General features: G+C 66.9%; 21 protein-coding genes. 8 read left to right on the top strand and 13 right to left on the bottom strand.

Annotated elements, in window-relative coordinates:
* Positions 1-24: 24 nt before the first annotated feature.
* On the bottom strand, positions 25-1,764 hold the full coding sequence (locus tag QQW98_RS04975) for an acyl-CoA dehydrogenase (RefSeq protein ID WP_290136434.1): 1,740 nt from the start codon (positions 1,762-1,764) through the stop codon (positions 25-27).
* 74 nt (positions 1,765-1,838) lie between these two features.
* Here QQW98_RS04975 and QQW98_RS04970 point away from each other — a divergent pair, with 74 nt between their 5' ends.
* Positions 1,839-2,801 carry an L-threonylcarbamoyladenylate synthase gene (locus tag QQW98_RS04970; RefSeq protein ID WP_290136433.1) on the top strand — a complete coding sequence of 321 codons (963 nt, stop codon included), beginning with the start codon at positions 1,839-1,841 and terminating at the stop codon, positions 2,799-2,801.
* A gap of 18 nt (positions 2,802-2,819) precedes the next feature.
* Here the strand turns inward: QQW98_RS04970 and QQW98_RS04965 are convergent, their stop codons facing one another.
* From QQW98_RS04965 to QQW98_RS04940, 6 genes are all read right to left on the bottom strand, one after another.
* Complete coding sequence (locus QQW98_RS04965) at positions 2,820-3,479, bottom strand: GIN domain-containing protein (RefSeq protein WP_290136432.1); 660 nt, start codon at positions 3,477-3,479, stop codon at positions 2,820-2,822.
* Positions 3,480-3,659: 180 nt separating this feature from the next.
* Positions 3,660-4,187 (bottom strand): CarD family transcriptional regulator, encoded by a 528-nt coding sequence (locus tag QQW98_RS04960; RefSeq protein ID WP_290136431.1) that lies wholly within the window; start codon positions 4,185-4,187, stop codon positions 3,660-3,662.
* Between the two features lie 221 nt (positions 4,188-4,408).
* Entirely contained in the window at positions 4,409-5,194 is a 786-nt protein-coding gene (locus QQW98_RS04955) for a YihY/virulence factor BrkB family protein (RefSeq protein WP_290136430.1), read from the bottom strand.
* 65 nt (positions 5,195-5,259) lie between these two features.
* Positions 5,260-5,598 (bottom strand): ferredoxin FdxA, encoded by a 339-nt coding sequence (gene fdxA / locus QQW98_RS04950; protein ID WP_290136429.1) that lies wholly within the window; start codon positions 5,596-5,598, stop codon positions 5,260-5,262.
* Positions 5,595-5,939, bottom strand: a complete 345-nt coding sequence (locus QQW98_RS04945) for a S4 domain-containing protein (protein ID WP_290136428.1) — start codon at positions 5,937-5,939, stop codon at positions 5,595-5,597. Before QQW98_RS04945 ends, fdxA begins: the two co-directional genes overlap by 4 nt.
* The gene (locus QQW98_RS04940; RefSeq protein ID WP_290136867.1) at positions 5,936-8,566 is read right to left on the bottom strand and encodes a helicase-related protein; all 2,631 of its coding nucleotides are present in this window, start codon (positions 8,564-8,566) and stop codon (positions 5,936-5,938) included. Before QQW98_RS04940 ends, QQW98_RS04945 begins: the two co-directional genes overlap by 4 nt.
* A gap of 169 nt (positions 8,567-8,735) precedes the next feature.
* Here QQW98_RS04940 and QQW98_RS04935 point away from each other — a divergent pair, with 169 nt between their 5' ends.
* The 5 genes from QQW98_RS04935 to QQW98_RS04915 are packed head-to-tail and all read left to right on the top strand — an operon-like array spanning position 8,736 to position 14,721.
* Positions 8,736-10,322 (top strand): M23 family metallopeptidase, encoded by a 1,587-nt coding sequence (locus QQW98_RS04935; RefSeq protein ID WP_290136427.1) that lies wholly within the window; start codon positions 8,736-8,738, stop codon positions 10,320-10,322.
* 45 nt (positions 10,323-10,367) lie between these two features.
* A complete protein-coding gene (gene hemB / locus QQW98_RS04930) occupies positions 10,368-11,360 on the top strand; it encodes a porphobilinogen synthase (RefSeq protein WP_290136426.1) in 993 nt (330 codons plus the stop codon).
* The gene (locus tag QQW98_RS04925; protein WP_290136425.1) at positions 11,353-11,943 is read left to right on the top strand and encodes a GNAT family N-acetyltransferase; all 591 of its coding nucleotides are present in this window, start codon (positions 11,353-11,355) and stop codon (positions 11,941-11,943) included. Before hemB ends, QQW98_RS04925 begins: the two co-directional genes overlap by 8 nt.
* A complete protein-coding gene (locus tag QQW98_RS04920) occupies positions 11,940-14,153 on the top strand; it encodes a spermidine synthase (RefSeq protein WP_290136424.1) in 2,214 nt (737 codons plus the stop codon). Before QQW98_RS04925 ends, QQW98_RS04920 begins: the two co-directional genes overlap by 4 nt.
* A 1-nt stretch (position 14,154) precedes the next feature.
* A complete protein-coding gene (locus tag QQW98_RS04915; RefSeq protein ID WP_290136423.1) occupies positions 14,155-14,721 on the top strand; it encodes a gamma carbonic anhydrase family protein in 567 nt (188 codons plus the stop codon).
* 26 nt (positions 14,722-14,747) lie between these two features.
* Here the strand turns inward: QQW98_RS04915 and QQW98_RS04910 are convergent, their stop codons facing one another.
* The 5 genes from QQW98_RS04910 to QQW98_RS04890 form a co-directional block, all read right to left on the bottom strand.
* Positions 14,748-16,343, bottom strand: coding sequence for a cisplatin damage response ATP-dependent DNA ligase (locus tag QQW98_RS04910; protein WP_290136422.1), 1,596 nt, complete (start codon positions 16,341-16,343; stop codon positions 14,748-14,750).
* A gap of 117 nt (positions 16,344-16,460) precedes the next feature.
* A complete protein-coding gene (locus QQW98_RS04905) occupies positions 16,461-17,492 on the bottom strand; it encodes a ligase-associated DNA damage response exonuclease (RefSeq protein ID WP_290136421.1) in 1,032 nt (343 codons plus the stop codon).
* A gap of 37 nt (positions 17,493-17,529) precedes the next feature.
* Complete coding sequence (locus QQW98_RS04900) at positions 17,530-19,266, bottom strand: M1 family metallopeptidase (RefSeq protein WP_290136420.1); 1,737 nt, start codon at positions 19,264-19,266, stop codon at positions 17,530-17,532.
* A 100-nt stretch (positions 19,267-19,366) separates the two neighbouring features.
* Complete coding sequence (clpA, locus tag QQW98_RS04895; protein WP_290136419.1) at positions 19,367-21,754, bottom strand: ATP-dependent Clp protease ATP-binding subunit ClpA; 2,388 nt, start codon at positions 21,752-21,754, stop codon at positions 19,367-19,369.
* A 158-nt stretch (positions 21,755-21,912) separates the two neighbouring features.
* Entirely contained in the window at positions 21,913-22,128 is a 216-nt protein-coding gene (locus tag QQW98_RS04890) for a DUF1192 domain-containing protein (protein WP_290136418.1), read from the bottom strand.
* 109 nt (positions 22,129-22,237) lie between these two features.
* On the opposite strand from QQW98_RS04890, the gene QQW98_RS04885 reads away from it, so the two are divergent.
* Positions 22,238-23,239, top strand: a complete 1,002-nt coding sequence (locus QQW98_RS04885) for an NAD(P)H-quinone oxidoreductase (RefSeq protein ID WP_290136417.1) — start codon at positions 22,238-22,240, stop codon at positions 23,237-23,239.
* 40 nt (positions 23,240-23,279) lie between these two features.
* Here QQW98_RS04885 and QQW98_RS04880 read toward each other — a convergent pair whose 3' ends face one another.
* Positions 23,280-23,984, bottom strand: coding sequence for a hypothetical protein (locus QQW98_RS04880; protein ID WP_290136416.1), 705 nt, complete (start codon positions 23,982-23,984; stop codon positions 23,280-23,282).
* Positions 23,985-24,159: 175 nt separating this feature from the next.
* Between QQW98_RS04880 and QQW98_RS04875 the strand changes: the two genes are divergently transcribed.
* On the top strand, positions 24,160-24,858 hold the full coding sequence (locus tag QQW98_RS04875; RefSeq protein WP_290136415.1) for a DUF1013 domain-containing protein: 699 nt from the start codon (positions 24,160-24,162) through the stop codon (positions 24,856-24,858).
* The last annotated feature ends 79 nt before the right edge of the window (positions 24,859-24,937 follow it).

Here is a 24,937-nt window from a genome sequence, read left to right as displayed (position 1 = left end):
GCTGCCTCGCTCCGCAGCCTGCGGTCAGGCCACCAGCGCGTCGGCGTCGAGTTCGTATAGTAGCGTCGCGCCGTCCATCGCTGCCGCTTTCAGGCCGCGCGCTTCGGGCACGACGTGGTCGAGCATGTAGCGGGTGGTAACTGCCTTGCGCTTGGCGATCCCGGGCGCAAGCTCCGGCGCAGCCGCGGCCTGCTTCGTCATCTGCCACGCGGCAACCGCGACCGCGGCCATGGCCGTGAAGGGCACGCTCCCGGCCAGCCTGTCGTCAAGCGATGCGTCGTCCAGCATCCAGCGGCCGATCGCGGTGCAATCCTCTGCCAATGCCTTCAGCGCCGGTTCTCCGGCGGCATCGCGGGCAATCTCGCCCATCAGCGCTTCCAGCACGCCGCCATTCTCGAAGCCCAGCTTGCGCGTGACGAAGTCCGCGGCCTGGATGCCGTTCGTGCCTTCGTAAATCGGCGCGATGCGCGCGTCGCGGTAATGCTGCGCGGCGCCCGTTTCCTCGACGAAGCCCATCCCGCCATGGACCTGCACGCCAAGGCTGGCGACTTCGATGCCGCTATCGGTCGCCCAGGCCTTGAGCAGCGGCACCAGCAAGTCGCCGCGCGCCTTTGCATCGGCGTCGCCCAGCACGCCGCGATCGGTCTGGCCGGCGGTGTAGTAGAGCAGGCCACGCATCGCTTCGGTCAGGGCGCGCATGCGCAGCAGCATGCGGCGCACGTCGGGATGCTCGATGATGGCCACCGGCGATTTGTCGGGCGATCCGGCGCGCGCGCTCTGGATCCGCTCGCGGGCGTAGTGTTGCGCCTGCTGCAGCGCGCGCTCGGCAATTTCCACGCCTTGCGCGCCGACATTGATACGCGCGTTGTTCATCATCGTGAACATGGCGGCAAGACCGCGGTTTTCCGCCCCGATCAGCTCGCCCACGCATTCACCGTTGTCGCCGTAGCTCATGACGCAGGTCGGCGAGGCGTTGATGCCCAGCTTGTGTTCCAGGCTGACCGGCCGCAGGTCGTTGCGCGCGCCCAGCGAGCCATCGTCCTTCACATGGTACTTGGGCACGAGGAATAGCGAGATCCCGCGGCTTCCTTCCGGCGCGCCGGGCGTGCGGGCGAGCACGAGGTGGATGATATTCTCCGCCAATTCGTGATCGCCCCATGTGATGTAGATTTTCTGGCCCTGGATCGACCACTTGCCGGCATGCTCGCCGTCCTTGATCGGCCTCGCGGTGGTGCGCAGCGCGCCGACATCGCTCCCGGCCTGCGGTTCGGTCAGGTTCATGGTGCCCGACCACTTGCCGCTGACGAGGTCGGGGAGGTACTTCGCCTTTTGCGCATCCGCCCCGTGCGCCTCCAGCGCCTCGATCGCGCCGACCGACAGCATCGGCAGCAGGTTGAAGGCCATGTTCGCGGTGCCGAGGTTCTCCAGCACGTTGCACGACAGCGTGAAGGGCAGGCCCTGTCCGCCATATTCCACCGGGCCCGAAATCGCGTTCCAGCCCTGCTCGACATAGGAGCGGTACGCCTCGGCATAGCCATCGGGCAGGCGGACCACGCCGTTTTCGAGCTTCGCGCCCTCGGTATCGCCGATACGGTTGAGCGGGGCGAATTCGCCGGCGGCGAACTGGCCGACGCCTTCGACGATGGCTTCGACGAGATCGCTTTCGGCCGCCGCGAAACGCTCCGCCTCGGCCAGCTCCCCGATCCCCGCATTCACCCGAATGGCGAGCAGCTGGTCCTGGGTGGGCGGGGTGAACGTATCCATCTTTGCGGTCCTCTAGTCGCGGTTTCCGGCGGAAATCCTTGGCTTCGGCGTGGTCCCGATATAGCGCGCGAGTCATGGCCGACAAGCACGCCGCTGCCGACGTTACGGAAACCGTGCCCGCCGACGCGGATGGCATCGCGCGGGCGGCCCAAATCCTGCTCGACGGAGGAATCGCGGCTGTCCCGACGGAGACGGTTTACGGCCTCGCCGCCCGGGCCGACAGCGCCGACGCGGTTGCGGGGATCTATCGCGCCAAGGGCCGACCCAGCTTCAACCCGTTGATCGTGCATGTCGGATCGGTGGACCAGGCGCGCCGAATCGCGGTTTTAGGCGAGCGGGCTACGCAACTGGCTGCGCAATTCTGGCCGGGGCCGCTGACGGTGGTGCTGCCGCTGCGCGAGGATGCCGGCATCGCGCCCGCCGTCACCGCCGGGCTGCCGACGATCGCCCTGCGCATGCCGGCCCATCCGGTGATGCGGCAGCTGCTGGAGGAATGCGGCGTGCCACTCGCGGCGCCCTCCGCCAATCGCAGCGGCGCGGTCAGCCCGACGAGCGCGGCGCATGTCGGGGCGACGCTTGCGGGGAGGGTGCCGCTGGTGCTCGATGGCGGCGCGACGTCGGCAGGCCTTGAATCGACGATAGTTGCGCTGCGCGACTCCGGCTGGTCGCTGCTGAGGCCGGGTCCGGTTACGCTCAGCGCACTGACCGAGCTGCTCGGGCCCCCCACACCGGTCGTCAGTGCGAAGGTGGAAGCGCCCGGGCAGCTCGCCAGCCACTATTCGCCGGGGAAACCCGTGCGGCTGGACGCGGTGCAGGGCAAGGCGGACGAATTCCTGATCGGTTTCGGGCCGGTCGCGGGCGATGCGAGCCTGTCGGCCTCCGGAGACCTGGCGGAGGCCGCGGCCCGGCTGTACGCGCTGCTGCATCGTGCCGCCGCCTCGGACAAGGCGGCGGTGGCTGTGGCGCCCATTCCGGACGAGGGGATCGGCGCGGCGATCAACGACCGCCTTCGCCGGGCGGCCGCCGACCCGTCGTAAGGGCAGGCGGCATCCGGATCAGGCGTCGGGGGGCTTGCGGAGCGTTCGGGCTTTAGGGAGCGTCGGGCGACTCGCCTGCTTCCGGCGGTTCGGTTGCAGCAGGGGCGGCTTCGGCGGCGCTGCGGCTTTCACCCGCCTTGCAGCGCAGCGTACCCGAACCCATCGAGCTGACTTCGCACGTGGCGCTGCCGCGCAAAGTGATGTTGCCGAACCCATGATGCTGGCATCGACCTTGCCATCGGACGCGAATTGCGCATCGCCCGATCCCATCACATTCACGCCGGCATTGCCGACCTTGAGGCCGGAAAGGTCGCTGTTGCCGCTACCCATGATCGACATTTCGAGCTTGTCCGCCGTGCCGGACGCCTTCAGCGATCCGGAACCGGCGATGTTGATTTCCAGTTTCGAGGCCGCGACCTTGGCCACGTCGACCCGGCCCGATCCTAACACGTTGATCTCGGCCTCGTCGTCCAGCGATTCGCTGGTGATGGTGCCCGAAACGGTGATCGCGAATTCCGAACCCTCGGTGATCGTGACGATGTCCGGCCCCATCAGCGCAACTTCGGTCGGCGCCGGGCCTGAGAGGTCGATCTCCGCCAGCGGCTTCCCGTCGAAGTCGCTGCCATTGATGTTCATCTTGATATTGTCGCAGCCCGACACGCCTGCCGCGAAGGCCATCGCGACGACCCCTCACTGTATTAACTGCATAAAACAGTAAGGCGGTCGGGATTTCATTGATAGTGATCCGTCGCCGAACGTCCGACCGGCGCGCACGAACGGACTTTCATCGCCAGACCGGGTACGAACAAAAAGGGCCACCCGTTGCGGGGCGGCCCTTCGATCAGGTTGGCGGAGGGATTACTCCTCGTCGCCGTTGTTGTAATACTGCGGCGCGTGTTCTTTCAGCACGTCCAGGATCTTGGCGAGCGCGGTCGGCTCGTCGGTCTTTTCCATCGCGGCCAGTTCGCGGGCGAGGCGGCTGGAGGCCGCTTCGAAGATCTGCCGTTCGGAATAGCTCTGCTCCGGCTGGTCTTCCGGGCGGAACAAGTCGCGCGTGACTTCGGCGATCAGGACGATTTCGCCCGAATTGATCTTCGCTTCGTATTCCTGGGCGCGGCGGCTCCACATCGTGCGCTTGACCTTGGGCTTGCCTTTCAGCGTGTCCATCGCTTCCTTCAGGGTCTTGTCGCTCGACAGCTTGCGCATGCCGATCGCTTCGACCTTGTTGGTGGGGACGCGCAGGGTCATGCGCTCTTTTTCGAACCGCAGGACGTAGAGTTCCAGCTGCATGCCGGCGATTTCTTCGTTCTGGAGTTCGATCACACGGCCCACGCCGTGCTTGGGATAGACGACGTAGTCGCCGACATCGAAGGCAATGGCTGCCATAAGGTACCTTTCTGTGTCCGGCGCCCGTTGCAGCGTCAAATCGGTGCCGAGGCCGACAGATCCCTGTCGCCTTCACCAGCGAATTGTCCTGACTGTGGGGCTGCCTTTCCGTACTCACCCGGCCGCGCGGCGGAAAACCGGGCGGCGTCGGCCTATTATATAACAGATTCGCAACAAAATTGCGAGTCGCTGAAATTGCTGCGCTCCGGTTGGCTATCCGGTTACTCTGCGGCGCGGTCCGCAGCGACCAGTTCCGCCCCGATCAGGAGCAGGTAGGCAGACAGGTAGAACCACGTTAGCAGCACGATCACGCCGCCCAGCGCACCGAACGTGGCGTTGTAATTCCCGAAATTGGCGACATAGGCGCCGAACGCCGCGGTGAGTACAAGCCACCCGGTTGCAAAAAACACCGCACCCGGCATCACTTCCCGCCAGGTCGGCGTGACCCCGTGCGGCACCAGGCGATAAAGCGCCCCGCCGCCCAGGACTGCCCCGCCGAGCAGCACGGCATAGCCGAGATACTGGCCGATACCGTTCTCGATCGCGACCACCGCCGCAATCGTCACGGCCACCAGAACGATGCCGGCTACGCCGGCAATGGTGATACCGATGGCGACCAACTGGCTTTTCAGGAACCCCCGCCGCTCGCCGGTCTCGAAAGCTATGGTCAGGCCCCGCGCCACGGCGCCGCCGGCGTTCCGCGCGCCAAACAGGGCGAGCGCCAGCGCTGCCAGTAGGCCTAGCCCGGCCTTGGCGTCGTTGCTCTGCGTGACCGCACGCAATTGCCCCGCGATCAGATCGGCTGCGGATTGCGGGAGATTATCCGCCAGCGCCCTGATGTGGCTCGCCACCGTTTCCGGATCGGCGAAGACGCCGTAGGCGAGCACGCAGGCTGCGAGCATCGGCACGAGTGCGAGGAAGGCGTAATAGGCAATGCCGGCGGCGATGATGCTGGCATCGTGGCGACCGGCACGATCGAGGGCGGCCTTGAAACGGGAAAACTGCATGGCCGGGGAAGCGGATGGCGTGCGGGGTTGTTCCCGCGCGTCCCACGACCGCGATCAGGGCAGGCTCAGTCGCCTTCGCCGGGATCTTCGGTGAAGTATTTCTCGAACTTGCCCTCTTCGCCCTTGTGCTCGTCGGCGTCCTCGGGCGGATCCTTTTTGGTGGTGATGTTCGGCCACTCGGCAGAAAGCTTCGTGTTGAGCTCCAGCCATTTTTCAAGATTGTCTTCGGTGTCGGGCAGGATCGCCTCGGCCGGACATTCGGGTTCGCACACGCCGCAGTCGATGCATTCGCTGGGGTTGATCACCAGCATGTTCTCGCCTTCGTAGAAGCAGTCCACCGGGCAGACTTCCACGCAATCGGTGTATTTGCATTTGATGCAGGCGTCGGTGACGACATAGGTCATTGTGCGTCTGGTCCCCTATCCGGCCCCCATGCGGGGCCTTCGCCGCCTGATTGGCGAAGCGGGCGGCCAGCGTCAAGCACGCGGTAACATGCAGCAGCCTCATCCTTCGGCCCGCGCCGCACCGGCAGGGCGAGGAGCTCCACCACCATCACCTTGCCGGGAAAGGGCAGCGTGAGGACGTCGCCGGCACACGCATGCCGCGCCGGATCGTTCACCCGCTCCCCGTTGCGGCGGATGTGCCCTTCGCACACCCAGTCGTGCGCACGGGTGCGCGACGGGGCGAGGCGGAGGAAATAGAGCAGCCGGTCGAGCCGGAGCCCGCTCGCCCGCCCCTCGCTCAACGCAGCAGGTCCGCCAGGCTGTCGAACGCGCCGCTGCTGCGGGCGGGGCCATGATCGGGCTTGCGCCCTGCGCCGCGGTCATTCGTGCGCGGCCTGTCCCGGTCCCGACCTCGGCCCTGGCCCTTCTTGCCGCGCGGCGTTCGCTTGTCGTGCGCTTGCTGCCGCGGTCCGCCCTGGCGATCCTTGCCGAGCGGGCGCCACTGGTAGAGGTGCGGTGCAGGCGGCCCGAAAGCCCCTTCGGCGAGGTCGGTGCGCGGCTGGGCCTTGAAGCCGCCTTGGGAGAGCAGGCGCACCAGGCTGGCCTCGGTCAGGCCGATCGAAATGCCGAGCGCGTGGTCGACTGCGAACTTGCGCGCCTTCGACTTGGTCCGCGCATCGTGCGCGCTGCGCAGGATCCGCTCGCCCATGTCCATGCGGATCGCCTGCTTGCCGCAGGGCCGGTAGCCCGCGGGTGCCTTGCCATCGAGCGTGACGACGGATTCCATGCCGGGATTGAGCGGCCTGCGATCGAGGCCGAGCAGGCTCAGCATCGCGCGCGCGGCAGGCTTGAGCAAGGCGGGCACGAAGATGTCGAGCGCGCCGATATGCACGCCCAGCTTGCGCAGCACCTTGCGCCGGTCCGCGGGCAAATGGGCGAGCCCGCCGTCCTCGCGCCGGATCGTGCCGTTGCGGTCGATCAACGTGAGCAGCAGGGCGCGCGCCTCGCTCCCGGTTTCAGCGCTTTCGGCCGCTTCTTCCAGCAGGCGTAGGGGCGCGAGCGCCTGCAGTTGCGTGTCGAGCCACATTTGTAGCGCGTCTGCCAGCTCAGCACGCTTCGCTTCGTCCAGCGGGGCGAGCTCTTTCGTCAATAGCAGTCGCGGCGCGCTGCGATACTTGCCGGGTTCCAGCACGGCGATCGCCTGTCCGCCGCGGCGCACTTCGCCGTCTTCCAGCACCAGGTCGCCCAATTCCTCGTTCACCAGTTTCTCCGCTTTCAGCGCCAGCAGGCGCGGCATGTGTCTTTCGGCAGCCGCCAATAGCAGCTTGCGATCTTCCGCGCGCGCATCGCGATCGACCCGGAAGCGAAATCCGTCGAGCCGGCCGATCGCCTCGCCTTCGACCAGCACGTCGCCGGATTGCGCCAGCTCGACCTTCAGCAGCGCCGTGTCCTTGCCGATCGCTTTCATCAGCACCGATGTCCTGCGGTTGACGAAGCGTTCGGTCAAGCGGGCGTGCAGCGCGTCCGACAGCCTAGCCTCCACCGCGCGGGCGCGGGCGGCCATCTCGTCGCGGGCCAGAACCCAGTCGGGTCGCTGGCAGATATAGGCCCAGCTGCGAATGGCGGCGATGCGTCCCTGCAGCGTGTCGATATCGCCCTGCGGCCGGTCGAGGTCGGCGATGCGTGCCGCCACGAAGTCGGCACCGATGTAGCCACCGCGCAAATCCTGCCACAGCCGCGCGACGAAGCGGGCGTGCTGGTCCGCCCCTAGTTGGCGGAAATCGGGCAGCTGGCAGGTCTCCCAGAAACGCTGCACCGCGCCTGCCCCCTTGACGCCATCGGCAAGCCGATCGTCCGCCAGCTTGCGCAGGACGGCGAGGTCGATCGCTTCGGGCGCGGCTTTCAATTCGGGCCGGTCGGGCTTCATCGACAGGTCGGCGATAAGCCGGGCGATGCTGTCGAAGCGCGGTTCCGGGTTGCGCCAGTACATGTGGGTCAGCGGGGCGAAGCGATGTTCCTCGATGGCGAAGATCTCGTCCTCGGTGAACTCGCTTGCATGGCCGCCCGACAGCGTACCGAACGTGCCGTCCTTGTGGTGGCGGCCCGCCCGGCCCGCGATCTGCGCCATTTCCGCCGGGGTAAGCCGCCGTTGCCGCACGCCGTCGAACTTGCCGAGCGAGGCGAAGGCGACATGGTTGACGTCGAGGTTCAGCCCCATTCCGATGGCGTCGGTGGCGACGATGTAGTCGACCTCGCCCGACTGGAACAGTTCGACCTGGCGGTTGCGGGTTTCCGGGCTGAGCGCGCCCATCACCACTGCCGCGCCGCCGCGGTGCCGCCGCAGCGCCTCGGCCATGGCGTAGACCTGCTCTACGGAGAAGGCCACGATGGCGCTGCGCGGCGGCAGGCGGGACAGCTTGCGCGGGCCGATATGCGAGAGGGTGGAAAAACGCGGCCGCTCCGAAATCTCGGCCTTGGGCACGAGCGCGCGGACCATCGGCTCCAGCGTGGCGGAGCCGAGCAGCATCGTCTCCTCCCGCCCGCGCGCATGCAGGAAGCGGTCGGTAAAGATATGCCCGCGCTCGCGATCGGCACCGATCTGCGCTTCGTCCAGCGCGATGAAAGCGGGGGCATGGGGGCCGGAGACGACCGGCATCGCCTCGGCCGTGCACAGGAACCACCGCGCACCGGGCGGCTCGATCCGCTCCTCGCCCGTGATCAGCGCGACTTCCCTGTCGCCCTTGATCGCGCGGACCCGGTCGTAGACCTCGCGCGCCAACAGCCGGAGGGGAAATCCGATCGCCCCGCTCGAATGGGCGCACAATCGCTCGATGGCGAGATGCGTCTTGCCGGTGTTGGTCGGGCCGAGCACCGCCTTGACCGTGGAGGGTCCGCCGCGTGCCGTGGTGTCGGGAGGGAAATGCGCCACGCCCTGCTTGTAGGCGCGATGTGCGGGGTGCTGCAACCGGCGCGCATTTCGCCGCAGACATGCGTCGGCTGGCCTTTTGTTAGCGCGGAATTAACTTTAAACGCACCAAATCTGTGCAATTGGGGTCGCGGATCGATCGAGGTGATATCTCGAAAGGGGCGGGATTACGGTGTTTTTCAGGCCGGGCAAGCGGGACGAGGCAATCGATATTGCCGGCGGCAGCGGCGCTGCCGCTGCGGGCAGTGCGCTCGTGCTCGTCCGCCGCCCGTCGCTGGCCGAGCGTTACGATCACTGGCGCGAAGGCGTCTCCGCCCGGCTCCGGGATGTGGAACTGGCACCCGACCTCGCCCGCGACATCGGCGGGGCGAAGTGGTGGCGCGGCGTCGCCACGATGGTCGGCCTCGGCGCGCTGGCGCTGGCAGGCTGGCCCGATTTCGCGCCGCTTTACGCCGCGCCGCCGATGGACCTGACTGACGAGGCGCGCGACGAATTTCGCAGCCAGGTCATCATGCCGCTGGCGCTCGGCGCCGACAGTGGCCGCCGGATGGGCGCCTCGACCGCCGTCGCCGCGCTCGAAGCCGCGCCGGAACGCCCCTCGATCGAGGTGGTGGCGACGCTGGCGCAAGGCGACAGTTTCGAACGCATGCTCCGCCGCGCAGGTGTGGGGCGCGAGGAAGCGCAGCAGGTCGCGGCACTGGTCGGCAGCTCGGTCGGCCTCGACGAGATCGAATCCGGCACGAAAGTCGATATCACTCTCGGCCGCCGCACCAGCGTTGGCCAGCCGCGCCCGCTCGATGCGCTGGAATTCCGCGCGCGGTTCGACCTGCGGCTGGTGCTTGCGCGCATGGACGGGCGGCTCAGCGTGCGCCCGGTGCCGATCCGGGTCGATTCGACCCCGCTGCGCATTCGCGGCACGGTCGGCGACAGTCTCTTCCGCTCCGCCCGCGCGGCCGGCGCGCCCGGCCCGGCGGTGCAGGCCTACCTGCGTACGCTGCAGACCCAGATCGACGCCGGCCGCATCGGTTCGGGCGACACGTTCGACATGGTGATCGATTACAAGCGCGCCGAAACGGGCGAGACCCAGACCGGCCAGCTCCTTTTCGCCGGGCTCTTCGGCGCCGACGGCAAGCCGCGCGCGCGGCTGATGCGCTGGGGCAGCGAGGGCCGTTTCTTCGAAGCTTCGGGCGTCGGCGAGCAGCGCGAAGGCCTCGTCGCCCCCGTATCGGGCCCGATCAGTTCCAATTACGGCATGCGCCGCCACCCGGTGCTCGGCTATCGCCGGATGCATGCGGGCATGGACTTCAAGGCAAGCTACGGCACGCCCATCGTCGCCGTGACCGATGCCACCGTGACGTCGGCCGGGCGCGCCGGGGGTTGCGGCAACGCGGTGCGGCTGGACCACGGCAACGGCCTGTCGACCCGCTATTGCCACATGAGCCGGATGGCCGTCAGTCGCGGGCAGCGGGTCCGGCGCGGGCAGGTGATCGGCTATGTCGGCTCGACCGGCCTCTCCACCGGCCCGCACCTCCATTATGAAATGTACAGCGGCGGGCGTGCCATCAATCCGGCCAGCGTCCGCTTTGTCACCCGCGCCCAATTGAGCGGCAGCGAGCTCGAGGCATTCCGCAGCAAGCTGACCGGGCTGATGCGGATCGAGCCGGGCTCTGCGCTCGAAAGCCTTGCCCCCGCCAAGCCCGCCGATACCGCACCGGTGCGTGAAATCGACCGGGTGCAGAAAGCCCGCGAGATCGGCTGACGCGCGCTTGTGCACCTGTGCCGATTGCGGCAGGAACCCGCCAGCATGACCCGCAGCTTTCCCAACACCCGCCTTCGCCGCACGCGCGCCCATGGCTGGAGCCGTGCGATGGTGCGCGAAACTACCATGACCAGCGCCGACCTCATCTGGCCGCTGTTCGCCACCGAAGGGGGCGAGGAGCAGCCCATCGCCAGCCTGCCCGGCGTCTCGCGCTGGCCGCTGGCCGATCTTGCCAGGCGCGCGAAAGAGGCCGTGGATCTCGGCATTCCGTGCATCGCCCTGTTCCCGAACACGGCACCGGACACGCGCAGCGAGAACGGGGCGGAGGCCTACAACCCAGACAACCTCATGTGCCGCGCGATCAAGGCCGTGCGCGATGCCTGCGGCGACGATATCGGCATCCTGACCGACGTCGCGCTCGATCCCTATACCAGCCACGGCCAGGACGGGGTGCTGGACGCGTCGGGCTACGTCGCCAACGACGATACGGTCGCCATCCTCGTCGACCAGGCGATCGTGCAGGCGGAGGCCGGGGCGGACATCGTCGCTCCGTCCGACATGATGGACGGACGCATTGGCGCCATCCGCGTGGCGCTGGAAATGGCCGGCCACCACAATGTCCAGATCATGAGCTACGCCGCCAAATATGCGAGCGCATTCTACGGGCCGTTCCGCGATGCCGTTGGCAGCGGCGGGCTGCTGAAAGGCGACAAGAAAAGCTACCAGATGGACCCGGCCAACGGTGACGAGGCGATGCACGAAGTCGCGATGGACATTGCCGAAGGCGCGGACAGCGTGATGGTGAAGCCGGGCCTCGCCTATCTCGACATCGTCTGGCGGGTGAAGCAGCGCTTCGAAGTGCCGGTGTTCGCTTACCAGGTGAGCGGCGAATATGCGCTGATCGAAGCCGGCGCGGCGGCCGGGGCGGGCGACCGCGACGCGCTGCTGGTGGAAAAGCTGCTCAGCTTCAAGCGCGCCGGGGCGAGCGGCGTCTTGACCTATCACGCCCCGGTCGCGGCGCGCATCCTCAATGGCTGAATCGGCAAGCGATGCTTTCCGGCACGAGACCGAACGACTGTTGCTGCGCGACTGGCGCGAAGACGACTGGCCGCGTTTCTGGCAGCTGACCAACACGCCCGCCGTCATGCGCTGGCTCGGCGACGAGGCTGACGAAGCCACCAAGGCAGGCGCGCGGGAGCGGCTGGAAGGCTACCGGCGCGACCACGGCCACACGTTCTGGGTGCTGGAGCGCAAGGACGACGGCGGCCACCTGTCCGGCGAAATGCTCGGCTTTTGCGGCCTCAAGCGCTCGAATGTCGAAGGGGAAGCGGTCTTCGGCATGATGGAGGTCGGCTGGCGGCTGCGCGAGGATGCGTGGGGCCACGGCTATGCCAGGGAGGCCGCGATCGCTTCGCTTGACCTCGGCTTCGATCGCTTCGGCGCGGACGAGATCGTCGCCCTGACCGTGGACGGCAACACCGCCAGCTGGGGCCTGATGAAGCGATTGGGCATGACCCGGCGCGAGGATCTCGATTTCGAGGATCCGCGCTGGGGGCCGCACCTCAACCCGTCGATCGTCTATTCCATCACGCGTGACGCTTGGCAGAGCCAAACGCGATGACCGGAAGGGCGCGGCTCCTCTTCGTGGTCACGATCCTGACGGGCAGCTTCCTGCTGTTCCTCGTCCAGCCGCTGGTCGCGCGCATGGCGCTTCCCCTGCTGGGCGGGGCGCCGGCCGTCTGGAACAGCGCGATGCTGGTTTACCAGGCTTTGCTGCTGGGCGGATATGCCTATGCCCACGCCCTGTCGCGGCTGGCGCTGCGCAAGCAGGCGATGGTGCATGTCGCGCTGCTCGGCCTCGCGGCGCTGACCCTGCCGATCGCGCTTGCCGACCTGCCGCCGCCCGCGCCGGGCTGGGAGCCCGTGTGGGTGCCGGGCCTTTTCCTCGCCACTATCGGCCCGCTGTTCTTCGTGGTCTCCGCACAAGCGCCGCTGATGCAGCGCTGGTATGCCGCCGATGCGGAGGCGGGCGATCCGTACTGGCTGTACGCAGCATCGAATATCGGCAGCTTCACCGGCCTCCTTGCCTATCCGATTCTGCTGGAGCCCTGGTTCCCCATCGCGCAGCATTCGATGCTGTGGGCGGCGGGCTACGGCCTTCTGGCGGTTCTGGTGGTGCTGGTCGCCCGCTCGCGCTGGAACGCGGCCCCGGCAACAGGGCAAGGCGCAGTGGCTCCGGAGGAAGGAGCGGGCGAAGCGCCGGGTGCGAAGACAATCCTGCTCTGGCTCGCGCTTGCCGCCGTGCCGTCGGGCCTGATGCTTTCGACCACCACGCACCTGACGACCGATATCGTCGCCATGCCGCTTTCATGGGTCCTGCCGCTCGGGCTTTACCTGCTCAGCTTCACTTTCGCCTTTGCGGAGCGTAGCAGCCTTGCGAACACCTGCGTGCGGATCGCGCCGCTGACGCTGCTCCTCGCCGGATCGCTGGCGATGGTCAGCAACGGCCACGGCACGCTGTCGGTCGCGATTGCGACGCTGCTCCTGATGTTCATCCTCGCCATTGCGCTGCACCGTCGGCTCTACTGGCTGCGCCCCGCGCCGGAGCGGTTGACGCTGTTCTATCTCGTGATGAGCGCGGGCGGCGCGCTGGGCGGGCTGTTTACCGCCCTTATCGCACCGGTCGCCTTCGACTGGGTGTGGGAGCATCCGATCCTGCTCCTTGCCGCCGCGGCGTTGCTGCCCATCGTGCCTTTCTTCGACTGGATGGGGCGGCTGGGCATTGCGAAAGACCGCCGCCGCACGGCCATTCTGGCCGTGATCCTGGTGGCGGCGATCATCGGCGTGTGCATGATCCTGGCCCTGCAGCGGGGGCACGACAATCTGGTGCTCCTCGGCACGGTGGGCATGGCACTATGCGGCATCCTGGTGATGGAGCGGCGCTGGGCGCTGCTGCTGGTCTTCGCCGCGCTGATGATCGCGCGCGGCGGGTTCGAAACGATCGAGACCAGCGTCGCGGGCCTGCGCGAACGCAGCTATTTCGGTATCTATACGCTCAAGGACAATCCGGCGGAGCGCACGCGGTCGCTCCTCCACGGCACGACCATCCACGGGCTGCAATATACCGATCCGCAGCGGCGGAATAAGCCGACCAGCTATTACGGCCCGTCGTCCGGCGTCGGCCTGGTGCTGTCGGCAGCGCCGCAGATCGTCGGCGGGGATGCGGCGGTGGGGGTGGTCGGGCTCGGCACCGGGACACTCGCCTGCTACGCGCGGCCGGGGCAGGACTGGACCTTCTTCGAGATCGACCCGGTGGTCGCCGAATACTCGCGCGACGGGACGTTCACTTTCCTGCACGATTGCACGCCGGATGCCTCGATCCACATCGGCGATGCGCGGCTGGTGCTGGAAGACCTGCCGCCGGCGAGCTTCGACGTGCTGGTGATAGATGCTTTCAGTTCGGACGCCATCCCGCTCCACCTGCTGACGACCGAGGCGCTGGAAATCTACGAACGCGCGCTGAAGCCCGGCGGGATCGTGCTGTTCCACATCTCCAACCGCTATATCGACCTGCAGCCGGTCTTCGCCGCCCATGCCGGGGAACAGGGTTGGGGCGCGCTGCTGCGCGACGGGCGCGGCTCCGGCAGCGACGCCACGACATCGTCGTTCTGGATTGCCGCGGCCCGCACGCCCGAACCGCTGGCGAGGATGCTCCAGGCCCATCCGCAGGAGCAGTGGGTCAGCCTGCCCGAGCCGGCCAGCCGCCCGTGGACGGACGATCACGCCTCCATCCTGCCTTTCATCATGTGGCGGAATGTGCTCGGTAGGTAGGATGACAGCACCCCAGCCCGGCACCCGCATCATCCCCATCCACGGCAAGAGCCCGCGCATCCACGACAGCGCGTTCATCGCGCCCGGCACCACGATCATCGGCGATGTCGAGATCGGGGAGGACAGTTCGGTCTGGTACAATTGCGTGCTGCGCGCCGATGTCAGCCGCATCGTGATCGGCGCGCGCACCAATGTGCAGGACGGCAGCGTGCTCCACTGTGATCCGGAACGTCCGGGCGATCCCGACGGCAGCCCGCTGCTGATCGGCGACGACGTGCTGATCGGCCACATGGCGATGATTCACGGCTGCCGGATCGAGGATCGCGGTTTCGTGGGTCTGGGCGCCATCGCCATGAACAAGGCGGTGATCGGCAGCGATGCCATGCTGGCCGCCGGCGCGATGCTGACCGAAGGCAAGGTCATGGGCACGCGCGAATTGTGGGGCGGCCGCCCGGCGCGCAAGATGCGCGACCTGGACGATGCGGCCATCGCCGGCATGCGCATCGGCGTCGCCCATTACGCCGAGAACGCAAAGGCGCACCGCAAGGCCATCGACGCCGCCGGATAAGTTGCGCAAGGCGACTTTGCCGCGGCTCAATCGCGGATCAGGGCGCGCAAGGCCTCGATCCGGTCGGCTTCGTGCACCGGCTTGTCCCAGCGGATGCGGTGGATGCGCGGGAAACGCATGGCGAGGCCGGACTTGTGGCGCTTGCTTTCGTGCACGCTGTCGAAGGCGACTTCGAACACCAGGCTCTTGTTGGTTTCGCGCACCGGGCCGAAACGGTTGGTGGTGTTCTGCCGCACATGGCGGTCGAGCTTCTTCAGCTCGTCGTCGGTGAAGCCGGAATAGGCCTTGCCGACGGGCAACAGCTCCCCGCCTGCATCGGGATCGCCGTCCCAGCAGCCGAAGGTGTAATCGGAAAAGAAGCTCGATCGTTTGCCGCTGCCGCGCTGGGCGTACATCAGCACGCAATCGATCAGCAGCGGATCGCGCTTCCATTTGTACCACAGGCCGGTGCGGCGCCCGGCGACGTAGGGGCTGTCGCGGCGCTTCAGCATCAGCCCTTCGATCGCATCGTCGCGCGTACCCTCGCGGATTTTCGCCAGCGCGTCGAAATTCTCCGCTTCGACGATGCGCGAGATATCGAAATGCGTGTCGGGCAGGCGCGCCATGAAAGTTTCGAGCCGGGCGCGGCGCTGCTCCCAGCCCTTATCGCGCAAGTCCTCGCCATCCAGGATCAGCGCGTCGTACAGGCGCACGAAGGCGGGGCTTTCGCGCAGCATCTTCTTGCTGACCGTCTTGCGACCCAGACGCTGCTGGAGCGCGTTGAAGCTAGCCGCGCCGCCTTCCGCACCGCCTTGCGTGTCTCCCCGCACCAGCAATTCCCCGTCGAGCACCGCCGGGATCGCCAGGGCATCGACCATTTCCGGGAAAGTCGCGGAAATATCGTCCCCGCTGCGCGAATAGACCCGCGTTTCGCCGCCCGCGTGGACCAGTTGCACGCGAATGCCGTCCCACTTCCACTCCGCGGCATAGTCGGCAAGGTCGACGACCGTGTCCTCCAGCGGATGGGCGAGCATGAAGGGGCGGAAGGTCGGCAGGTTGGCGATGTCAGGCGGATCCGCGCCATCGGCGGCCCAAGCGAACAGCTCCGCATAGGGAGGCTGCAGCCCGTGCCAGTACTCCTCGACATCCTCCACCGATACGTCGAACGCCTGCGCGAACGCGACCTTGCCGAGGCGCGAGGACACGCCGATCCGCATCGCGCCAGTGGCAAGCTTCAGCAGGGCATAGCGGCCCGAGATATCGAGCCGGTCGAGCAGTTTCGGCAACTCGGTCATCACGTTGGCGCGGGTCATCTTGCCAAACAAATCAACGGTTTCGCCGACCGACGGTGACTTCGTGCCGTCATGTGCCGGCGCAGGCCACAGCAGGCTCGCCGTTTCTGCCGTATCGCCCACGAAATCGCGGCTGAGCGTCCACAGGACCGGATCGACCCGCTCTTTCATCACGTTGCGGATGGTGCTCGATTTGACCGCGGGGAAGTCCAGCCCGTCGGTCAGCGCGGTCAGTGCCCAGCCGCGATCGGGATCGGGCGTGGCGCGCAAATATTCCGCGATCAGGCGCAACTTCTCGTTGCGGCTGCGGGTATAGACCAACCGGTCGATCAGGGCGGCGAACTCTTCCATCAGATCGCTTCGAGACTGGGTGGCTGTGCTTCGACAGGCTCAGCACGAGCGCGGCAGAACGAGGAAAACCGGAAAAATTTCCGCTCATCCTGAGCTTGTCGAAGGATGTCGCGCAACCTAGTCATCCTCGTCATCGTAACCGACCAGCGCCAGGGCCCGGGCGCGGCGCTGGTGCAGCTGGTGCCAGCGCAGCAGCGCTTCCTCGCGCCCGTGGGTGATCCAACTTTCGACCGGATCGACTTCCTGGATCGTGCGGGTAAGCTCGTTCCAGTCGGCATGGTCGGAGATGACCAGCGGCAGCTCCACGTTGCGCTGGCGCGCCCGCTGGCGGACCATCATCCACCCGCTCGCCATGGCGGTAACGGGATCGGGCAGGCGGCGGCTCCAGCGGTCGTTGAGCGCGGATGGCGGGCACACGATCACGTGGCCGCGCATTGCGTCCTTGTCCGCATCGCTCACCAGCTTCAGGTCGCCGAGTGCGACCCCGTGATCCTCGTACAGGCGGCACATCCGTTCCATCGCGCCGTGGAGGTAGATGGTCCGGTCGTGGCCCGCGGCGCGCAGTTCGGCGATCACGCGCTGCGCCTTGCCCAGCGCATAGGCGCCGACGAGCACGCAGCGATCGGGATTCTCCTTAAGCGCCGTCAGGATCTTGCCGATTTCCTGCTCGACCGGCGGATGGGTGAACAGCGGCAGGCCGAAAGTCGCTTCGGTGATAAGGATGTCGCACGGGGTGACTTCGAAAGGCGGGCAAGTGGGGTCGGCGCGGCGCTTGTAGTCGCCGGTGCAGATCACGCGTTCGCCCGCATGCTCGAGCAGGATTTGCGCGCTGCCGAGGACGTGGCCGGCGGGGATGTAGGTCGCATCGACCCCGCCTTTCAGCCGGATCGTCTCGCCATACTCGATCGGCACGGCCCGGTGCGGAATTTCCCCCGCATCGTCTTGCGCCCCGGTGCGATAGCGCAACTCCATGATTGCCAGCGTTTCGGGTGTGGCGACGGTCTCGCCATGCCCGCCACGCGCGTGGTCGGCATGGCCGTGGGTGACCAGCGCGTGCGGTACCGCCTTCGACGGGTCGATCCACGTGTCCGCCGGGACCACGTGGATGCCCCACGGCTCGGGCCGGATCCAGGAGAACGGTGCTGCCATCTCCCGGACAAGCGGGCGGTGGCAGCGATGGTTCCTGTCAGCCGCCGCGGCGCATGCCGCGCTGCTGCATCATCCAGGTCTGCCATTCGTCGATGGCTGGGCTGAAGCGCAGCACCTTGTTCATCGGATCGAGCACGTAATGCATGCTGTCGGAACCGAGCGAAATGCTGCCGGTGCCGCCCGTCATGGGGACGGTTTCCAGCCGGCCGTCGAAGCGCACTTCGACCGGCATCGGGAAGGGCTCGCCGCTTTCCCGCTCCCAAGCGAGCTCCAGCGTGCCGCCGTTGCGCGTCGCGGTGAGGACGGGAAGGGCGGCTTCGCGCAAGTAGGCGTCGAAAAACCAGTCGAGATCGCGCCCGCTTTCCTCTTCCGCGATACGCTGGAAATCGTCCGTGTCGGCGAATTGCGGCACGAAATTGCCCGGGCGCGGGTCGGGGCGCCCATAGACGATGCGGCGGATGGTGGTGAAGAACGCCTCGTCGCCGATCAGCTGGCGCAGCGTGTGCGCCATCTCGCTGCCCTTGCCATAGATGTCGCGGCCCCAGCCGGCTTCCTCGTCAAGATAATGCGCGCTCGTGATCGGTGCTGCCGGCACGACCGGCGACCGGTTGAGCAGGCCCTGCCGCTGGGTGACGAGCGCCGCCTGGTAGGCCGCCTCGCCGTCGCGCCATTGCAAGAACAGGGGCTGCATGTAAGTGCCCAGCCCCTCGTGCAGCCACATGTGGTTGGGCGCGGTGTTGGTCAGTTGGTTGGCGAACCACTCATGGCTGAACTCGTGCTGCGCCAGCCAGTCGTACCCTTGCGGCGATGGCTTGAACTCATTGCCGTAGGCGTTGATCGTCTGGTGCTCCATGCCGAGATGCGGCGTTTCGGCCAGGCCCACCTTCTCGTCGGCAAAGGGGTAGGGTCCGATCATCTCCTCGAAGAAATCGAGGTAGCTCTTCATTTCCTCCAGCAGTTCCGCTGCATCCTCGCCGTGGCCGGGCAGGTGCCAGAACTTCAGCGGGATCGTGTTGCCGAAGCGGCTGGCATATTCGGTGCTGGCCAGTTCGTAGGGCCCGATGTTGAGCGCTACCGCATAGGTGTTCGGGTTGCGGGTGGACCAGTTCCAGCTCGTCCAGCCGTCTTCGGTCGAGCTGCCCACCAGCTTGCCGTTGCCCGCCGCGGTCAGGCCTTCGGGAACTACGATGGTGCTGTCGAGCCGGCCGATTTCCTTGATCGGGTGGTCGATGCACGGCCAGAAGAGGTCGCAGCCGTTCATCTGCACCGCCGTGGCGATCCACGGCGCGCCTTCAGGGGTTTCGCTCCACACGAAACCACCGTCCCACGGGGCGCGGCGCGCGACATGCGGTGCGCCGTTCCAGGCGATGGTGACCTTTGCGGTCTGGCCGGCGCGCAAGGTTCGGCCGAGGTCGATGGACAGGAACCCGCCATCGTTGGTCCAGCGCCCAGGGCGGCCGTTCACCGTGACCGAGGTGATGGCGAAACGGGGGTCGAGGTCGAATTCGGCGCGCTGCAAGGGCGCGGTCGCCTTCACCGTGTAATCGGCCATCCCGTCGATCGTGCGGGTCGCCGGGTCGACTTTCAGCATCAGGTCGAGATGCGGCAGATCCGTCGCGGCTTGCGCTGCGGTGAGCGCGAAGCCGCTGGCCGAGGTCCGCTCCGCCAGCGGGGGCGCCTGCAATTCGGCGGGCGTATCCTGCGCGGCGGCAGGCAGGACAGTGGCCGGCAGGGCGGCAGTGGCCAGGAGGGCCGGCAAAAGGACGTGGCGCAAAGAAAATCTCCCCCGAAAACGAATTCGGGGGAGACCTTAATGCTGCTGCCGATCCGGCGCAAACCGCGCTCGACGAGCGTCGCTCTGCGCCGGCGCAGCGTCAGTCCTGCGTATCGGTGCAGCCGTCGTCGCCGCCAATATCCTCGCCGGTGGCATCGGCGGCGGGCTTCGTCTTCGGCGCGGCCTTCTTCTTTGCCGCCGGCTTGCGCTTGGGCTTGGGAGCAGACGGGGTCAGCTCGAAGGCGAGCTTGTCGTCCTTCACGCTCACCGCGACCTCACCGCCGTCGGACAATTTGCCGAACAACAGTTCTTCCGCCAGCGGCTGCTTGACCTTTTCCTGGATCAGGCGGGCCATCGGCCGGGCGCCGAACAGCTTGTCGTAGCCGCGCTTGGCCAGCCAGCCGCGCGCATCGGCATCGAAAGTGATGTCCACGTTCTGCTCGGCCAGCTGCAGTTCCAGCTGGAGGACGAACTTGTCGACCACCCGGCTGACCGTGTCGGTGCCCAGATAGGCGAAGGGCACGATGGCATCCAGGCGGTTGCGGAATTCCGGCGTGAAGAGCTTCTTCACCGCTTCCTCGCCCGCATCGGCCTTCGACACGTCGCCGAAGCCGATCCCGCGCGTTTCCATCATCGCCGCCCCGGCGTTGGTCGTCATGATCAGCACGACGTTGCGGAAGTCCACCGTCTTGCCGTGATGGTCGGTCAGGCGGCCGTTATCCATCACCTGCAGCAGGATGTTGAACAGGTCCGGATGCGCCTTCTCGATCTCGTCGAGCAGCAGGACGCAGTGCGGGTTCTGGTCGATCGCATCGGTCAGCAGGCCGCCCTGGTCGTAACCGACATAGCCCGGAGGCGCGCCGATCAGACGGGAGACGCTGTGGCGCTCCATGTATTCCGACATGTCGAAGCGCTTGAGCTCGATCCCCATGATGCTGGCGAGCGAGCGGGCGACTTCGGTCTTGCCGACGCCGGTCGGGCCGCTGAACAGGAAGCTGCCGATCGGCTTGTCCGGATCGCGCAGGCCCGCGCGCGACAGCTTCATCGCGCTGGATAGCACCTCGATGGCCTTGTCCTGCCCGAAGACGAGCCGCTTGAGGTCCTTTTCCAGCCCTTCGAGCGCCTTCTTGTCGTCGGTGCTGACCGATTTCGGCGGGATGCGCGCCATCGTCGCGATCACGGCCTCGATCTCGCGCGCGGTGATCTTCTTCTTGCGGCGGCTGGGCGGGACCAGCATCTGCATCGCGCCCACTTCGTCGATCACGTCGATCGCCTTGTCGGGCAGCTTGCGGTCGTTGATGTAGCGGGCCGACAGCTCCACCGCGGTCTTGATCGCGTCGGGCGTGTATTTGACCTTATGGTGATCCTCGAACGCGCTGCGCAGGCCCTTCAGGATTTCCACCGTATCCTCGATCGTCGGTTCGTTGACGTCGATCTTCTGGAACCGGCGCAGCAGGGCGCGGTCCTTTTCGAAGTGGTTGCGGAATTCCTTGTAGGTGGTCGAACCGATGCAGCGGATGCTGCCGCTCGACAAAGCGGGCTTGAGCAGGTTGGAGGCGTCCATCGCCCCGCCGCTGGTGGCGCCGGCCCCGATCACCGTGTGGATCTCGTCGATGAACAGCACTGCTTCGGGCATGCTCTCGAGCTCGTTCACGACCTGCTTCAGCCGCTCCTCGAAATCGCCGCGATAGCGCGTGCCGGCGAGCAGGGCGCCCATGTCGAGCGAATAGATCACTGCGTCCTGCAACACTTCGGGCACGTCGCCTTCCACGATCTTGCGGGCAAGACCTTCGGCAATCGCGGTTTTCCCGACGCCGGGATCGCCGACGTAGAGCGGGTTGTTCTTGCTGCGGCGGCAGAGGATCTGGACCGTGCGATCGACTTCCGGCCCGCGGCCGATCAGCGGGTCGACCTTGCCGTCTTCCGCCTTCTTGTTGAGGTTGACGGTGAACTGGTCGAGCGCGGTTTCCTTCTTGCCGGCCTTGGCATCCGCCTCGTCCATCGCGTCTTCGTCCGCGCCTTCGGGCGTGCGGCTTTCCAGCTGCTTGCCGCCCTTGCCGATGCCGTGGCTGATGAAGCTGACGGCATCCAGCCGGCTCATGTCCTGCTGCTGCAGGAAATAGACGGCGTAGCTGTCGCGTTCGGAAAACAGCGCGACCAGCACGTTCGCGCCGGTGACGGTGTCCTTGCCGGAAGACTGAACGTGCAGGATGGCGCGCTGGATCACCCGCTGAAAGCCGGCGGTCGGCTGCGGATCGCTTTCGCCCTCCACTTTCAGCGACTGGTATTCCTGGTCGAGATACTGGCGCACCACGCCGCCCAGTTCGCCGAGGTCGACGCCGCAGGCTTTCATCACCTCGACGGCATCGTCATCGTCGATCAGCGCCAGCAGCAGGTGCTCCAGCGTGGCATATTCGTGGCGTCGGTCGCTGGCTGCGGCGAGCGCGTTGTGGAGGGACTTTTCGAGGCTTTGTGCGAAACTTGGCATTACCTATCCATAGGTCTGACGTGGAAAGCGTTCCTGTCGGGGCGTGCTTAAGCCCGATGGTGAATCGCCGGGAGTAGAATGGCAGGGCGGCCTGAACGGCGCCTGCATCGTTAACGACAATATGGGGTGCCGATCGGCAATTTCGAGAGGGGCGGCGCTCATCCCTCGCCGGCGGGCTTCCCGCCGCCGAAAAGCGCGTCGGCGGCCTTCATATGGGCCGATGCCTTGTCGCGGTGCGCCTCGACGCGGGCGATCTCCGCTTCCAGCAGATGGATCCGCGCGTCGAGCTCGTGCCGCGAATAGCTGTCCAGATCCTCGCGCCGAAGCTGGTCGGCGGCATCGCCCTTGCGGCGGGGCAGGTCGTCTTCGTCCATCGCCAAGGAAACTTGTGACCGCCCCGGGATTCTGTCAATGGCAGGGCAGCGGCAAGCGGGGGATGCTTGACCGCGACAAGATGGGCCGCGAGCAGATGGGGTGGGGGCGATGTCCGACACGATGACCGATACGATGACCGCCATCGGTTACGACGCGCCGGGCGAGCCGCAAGTCCTGCGGCCCGAAGAGCTCGACATGCCGCGCCCCGGACCGGGCCAGGTGCTGGTCCGCGTGGCGCATGCCGGGGTCAACCGCCCCGACGTGGTCCAGCGCAAGGGCTTCTACCCGCCGCCTCCCGGTGCGCCGAAGACGCCGGGCCTCGAAATCGCGGGCGAAATTGCGGAGCTGGGCGACGGGGTGGCGCAATGGTCGGCCGGCGACCGCGTCTGCGCGCTGGTCCCGGGGGGAGGCTATGCCGAATACTGCCTTGCCCACGCGGGCCATTGCCTGCCGGTGCCCGCCGGACTGCCCCTGCACGAGGCGGCGGCCCTGCCGGAAACGCTGTTCACCGTGTGGCACAACGTCTTCCAGCGCGGCATGGCGAAGGATGGGGAGACGATCCTGGTCCACGGCGGCACCAGCGGCATCGGCACCACCGCGATCCAGCTTGCCAATGCGTTCGACATAGAGATCATCGTCACCTGCGGCAGCGACGAGAAATGCGCCGCCGCCCGCCGCATCGGCGCGGCCCATGCGATCAATTACAAGACGACCGATTTCGCCGCCGAGGTGGAGCGGATTACCGAAGGCGCCGGCGTGCACATGGTGCTCGACATGGTGTCGGGCGATTACGTGGCGCGGAACATCAAGTGCCTGAAGCCCGGCGGTCGCCATGTGACCATCGCGGTGCAGGGCGGGCTGCAGGCGGAAATCAACATGGCGCAGGTGATGCAGAAACGGCTGGTCCTGACCGGATCGACGCTGCGCCCGCGCGACGACACGTTCAAGGTGCTGCTCGCGAACGATATCCGCGAAAATGCCTGGCCGCTGGTCGAAGACGGGTCGCTGCGCCCGATCATGGCGAAACGCTTCCCGCTGGCGGAGGCCGCGGCTGCCCACGCCTATATGGAAAGCGGCGATCTCGTCGGGAAGATCGTCCTCGACGCCTAAGTATTGGGCCTTGGGTAGCGGGGCCTGAGAGCGGGGCGGCTTACCAGTCGCTGGGTTCGGGCGAGGCGCCCTTTGCCGAATCGCCGCTGACGAATTCGCCGCGCGGTTCGCTTACTTCCACTTCGGTGCCCTCGACTTCGCGGAATTCCGGCCGCGACATCGCTTCGTCGCCGTTGTCCCAGCGCGACGGGCCGCCATCGTTCCAGCCCGGTCCCTCGCCGAAGCCGCCGCTCTCCGCGAGCGCGACGGCGCGGCGGATCTGCTCGGGATCGGTGGCAAGCGCGGTCAGGGCGATGGCCCGGTCGAGGCCGTCGCTCGCCTTGCTCGGCGGCTGTCCGGTTTCCAGCGCGCGCTCCATCCTGCGCAATTGCGAATGGAGCGCGTTGCGGACCAGGCTTTCGCTGAGGACCTTTTCCTGCCCTTCGATCTCCGCCCGGATGGGGGCGATGTCGACCGTCATGGCGACGGTGGCGGATTGGGGCCCGGTTTCCTCGATCGTCAGGACGATATGCGAATCGGCGTTTCCGTTCCGACCCTTGATGAGGTAGGACACGGTGTTGCCGTCCGTGGTCTTTACCACCGGAGGCGAAGTCAGCAGGCCTTCGAGGTTGATCCGCCCGTCCACGCGGGCAAGCGTTTCCTTCACGACCGGGGCAGAACGCTCGATCGTCACGCTGCTCGATCCGCCCCCGCACCCTGCCAGCAGCGCCGCCGCTGCCAATGCCAATCCTGCAACCCCTTTCATAGCCCGTCCCCTTTACCGGCCATCCGATTCCATGCGGGGCAGGGTAGGCGCGAAGGGTTAAACGGCGGTTAGCCCACGGCCCGCTTGCCGATGCGGGCAAATCCGCCTACATGGAGGGCCAACGTGGCCGCTCCGAAAGGGGCGGCCCTTCTATTTTGCGCCGGAGAAGACACACGTGTCCCAAGCAACCCCGCTGATGCCGCACGCGACCGCCCAGTGGCTGGTCGACAACACCGCCCTCACCTTCGAACAGATCGCCGAATTCTGCGGCCTGCATATCCTCGAAGTGCAGGCGATGGCGGACGACCTGGCCAGCAGCAAGTACACCGGCCGCGACCCGGTCCACTCGGGCGAACTGACGCATGAGGAGATCGAAAAGGGCCAGAACGATCCCGAACACGCGCTGGTGATGCAGCGCGCGCCGGTTTCGGTCAGCCGTACCAAGGGCCCGCGCTACACGCCCGTGTCGAAGCGGCAGGACAAGCCGGACGGCATCCAGTGGCTGCTCAAGAACCACCCTGAAGTCTCCGACGCGCAGATTTCCAAGCTGATCGGCACCACCCGCAACACCATTGGCGCCATCCGCGACCGTTCGCACTGGAACATCCAGAACATCCAGGCGAAGGATCCCGTGACGCTCGGCCTGTGCTCGCAGCGCGAGCTTGATGCCGTGGTCGCCAAGGCGGCGAAGAAGGCCGGCCTCGAAGCGGCACAGGAAGATGTCGGCAAGGCCGCCGACGAGCGCAGCGCGCTGATCGAGGAACTGAAGGCGGAACGCGAGCAGGCGGTGAAGGATGCCGCCGAAGCCGCGCAGGAAGCCGAGGCCGAAGCATGGCTCGCCCGCAAGCGCGAGGCCGAAGACGGCGAAGCCTGAGGGCGCTTTCCGACTGAAATTCGCGAAAATCGAGCGGCGGCAGGCCTTTGCGCTTGCCGCCGCCGTTCCGTCGTGCAAC

Origin of the sequence: Alteriqipengyuania flavescens, from assembly GCF_030406725.1 — a bacterium.
In the GTDB taxonomy this organism is placed as follows: Bacteria; Pseudomonadota; Alphaproteobacteria; order Sphingomonadales; family Sphingomonadaceae; genus Alteriqipengyuania_B; species Alteriqipengyuania_B flavescens.
This window is presented reverse-complemented; position numbering and strand designations above follow the sequence as displayed.

Excerpts from the sequence above, each read along its gene's own strand:
- QQW98_RS04925 (WP_290136425.1), top strand. The coding sequence starts at position 11,353 with ATGGCTGAATCGGCAAGCGATGCTTTCCGGCACGAGACCGAACGACTG.
- QQW98_RS04910 (WP_290136422.1), bottom strand. The coding sequence starts at position 16,343 with ATGGAAGAGTTCGCCGCCCTGATCGACCGGTTGGTCTATACCCGCAGC.
- QQW98_RS04885 (WP_290136417.1), top strand. The coding sequence starts at position 22,238 with ATGTCCGACACGATGACCGATACGATGACCGCCATCGGTTACGACGCG.
- QQW98_RS04880 (WP_290136416.1), bottom strand. The coding sequence starts at position 23,984 with ATGAAAGGGGTTGCAGGATTGGCATTGGCAGCGGCGGCGCTGCTGGCA.
- QQW98_RS04965 (WP_290136432.1), bottom strand. The coding sequence starts at position 3,479 with ATGGCCTTCGCGGCAGGCGTGTCGGGCTGCGACAATATCAAGATGAAC.
- QQW98_RS04955 (WP_290136430.1), bottom strand. The coding sequence starts at position 5,194 with ATGCAGTTTTCCCGTTTCAAGGCCGCCCTCGATCGTGCCGGTCGCCAC.
- hemB (WP_290136426.1), top strand. The coding sequence starts at position 10,368 with ATGACCCGCAGCTTTCCCAACACCCGCCTTCGCCGCACGCGCGCCCAT.
- QQW98_RS04905 (WP_290136421.1), bottom strand. The coding sequence starts at position 17,492 with ATGGCAGCACCGTTCTCCTGGATCCGGCCCGAGCCGTGGGGCATCCAC.
- QQW98_RS04970 (WP_290136433.1), top strand. The coding sequence starts at position 1,839 with ATGGCCGACAAGCACGCCGCTGCCGACGTTACGGAAACCGTGCCCGCC.
- QQW98_RS04920 (WP_290136424.1), top strand. The coding sequence starts at position 11,940 with ATGACCGGAAGGGCGCGGCTCCTCTTCGTGGTCACGATCCTGACGGGC.
- QQW98_RS04890 (WP_290136418.1), bottom strand. The coding sequence starts at position 22,128 with ATGGACGAAGACGACCTGCCCCGCCGCAAGGGCGATGCCGCCGACCAG.
- QQW98_RS04975 (WP_290136434.1), bottom strand. The coding sequence starts at position 1,764 with ATGGATACGTTCACCCCGCCCACCCAGGACCAGCTGCTCGCCATTCGG.
- fdxA (WP_290136429.1), bottom strand. The coding sequence starts at position 5,598 with ATGACCTATGTCGTCACCGACGCCTGCATCAAATGCAAATACACCGAT.
- QQW98_RS04915 (WP_290136423.1), top strand. The coding sequence starts at position 14,155 with ATGACAGCACCCCAGCCCGGCACCCGCATCATCCCCATCCACGGCAAG.
- clpA (WP_290136419.1), bottom strand. The coding sequence starts at position 21,754 with ATGCCAAGTTTCGCACAAAGCCTCGAAAAGTCCCTCCACAACGCGCTC.
- QQW98_RS04960 (WP_290136431.1), bottom strand. The coding sequence starts at position 4,187 with ATGGCAGCCATTGCCTTCGATGTCGGCGACTACGTCGTCTATCCCAAG.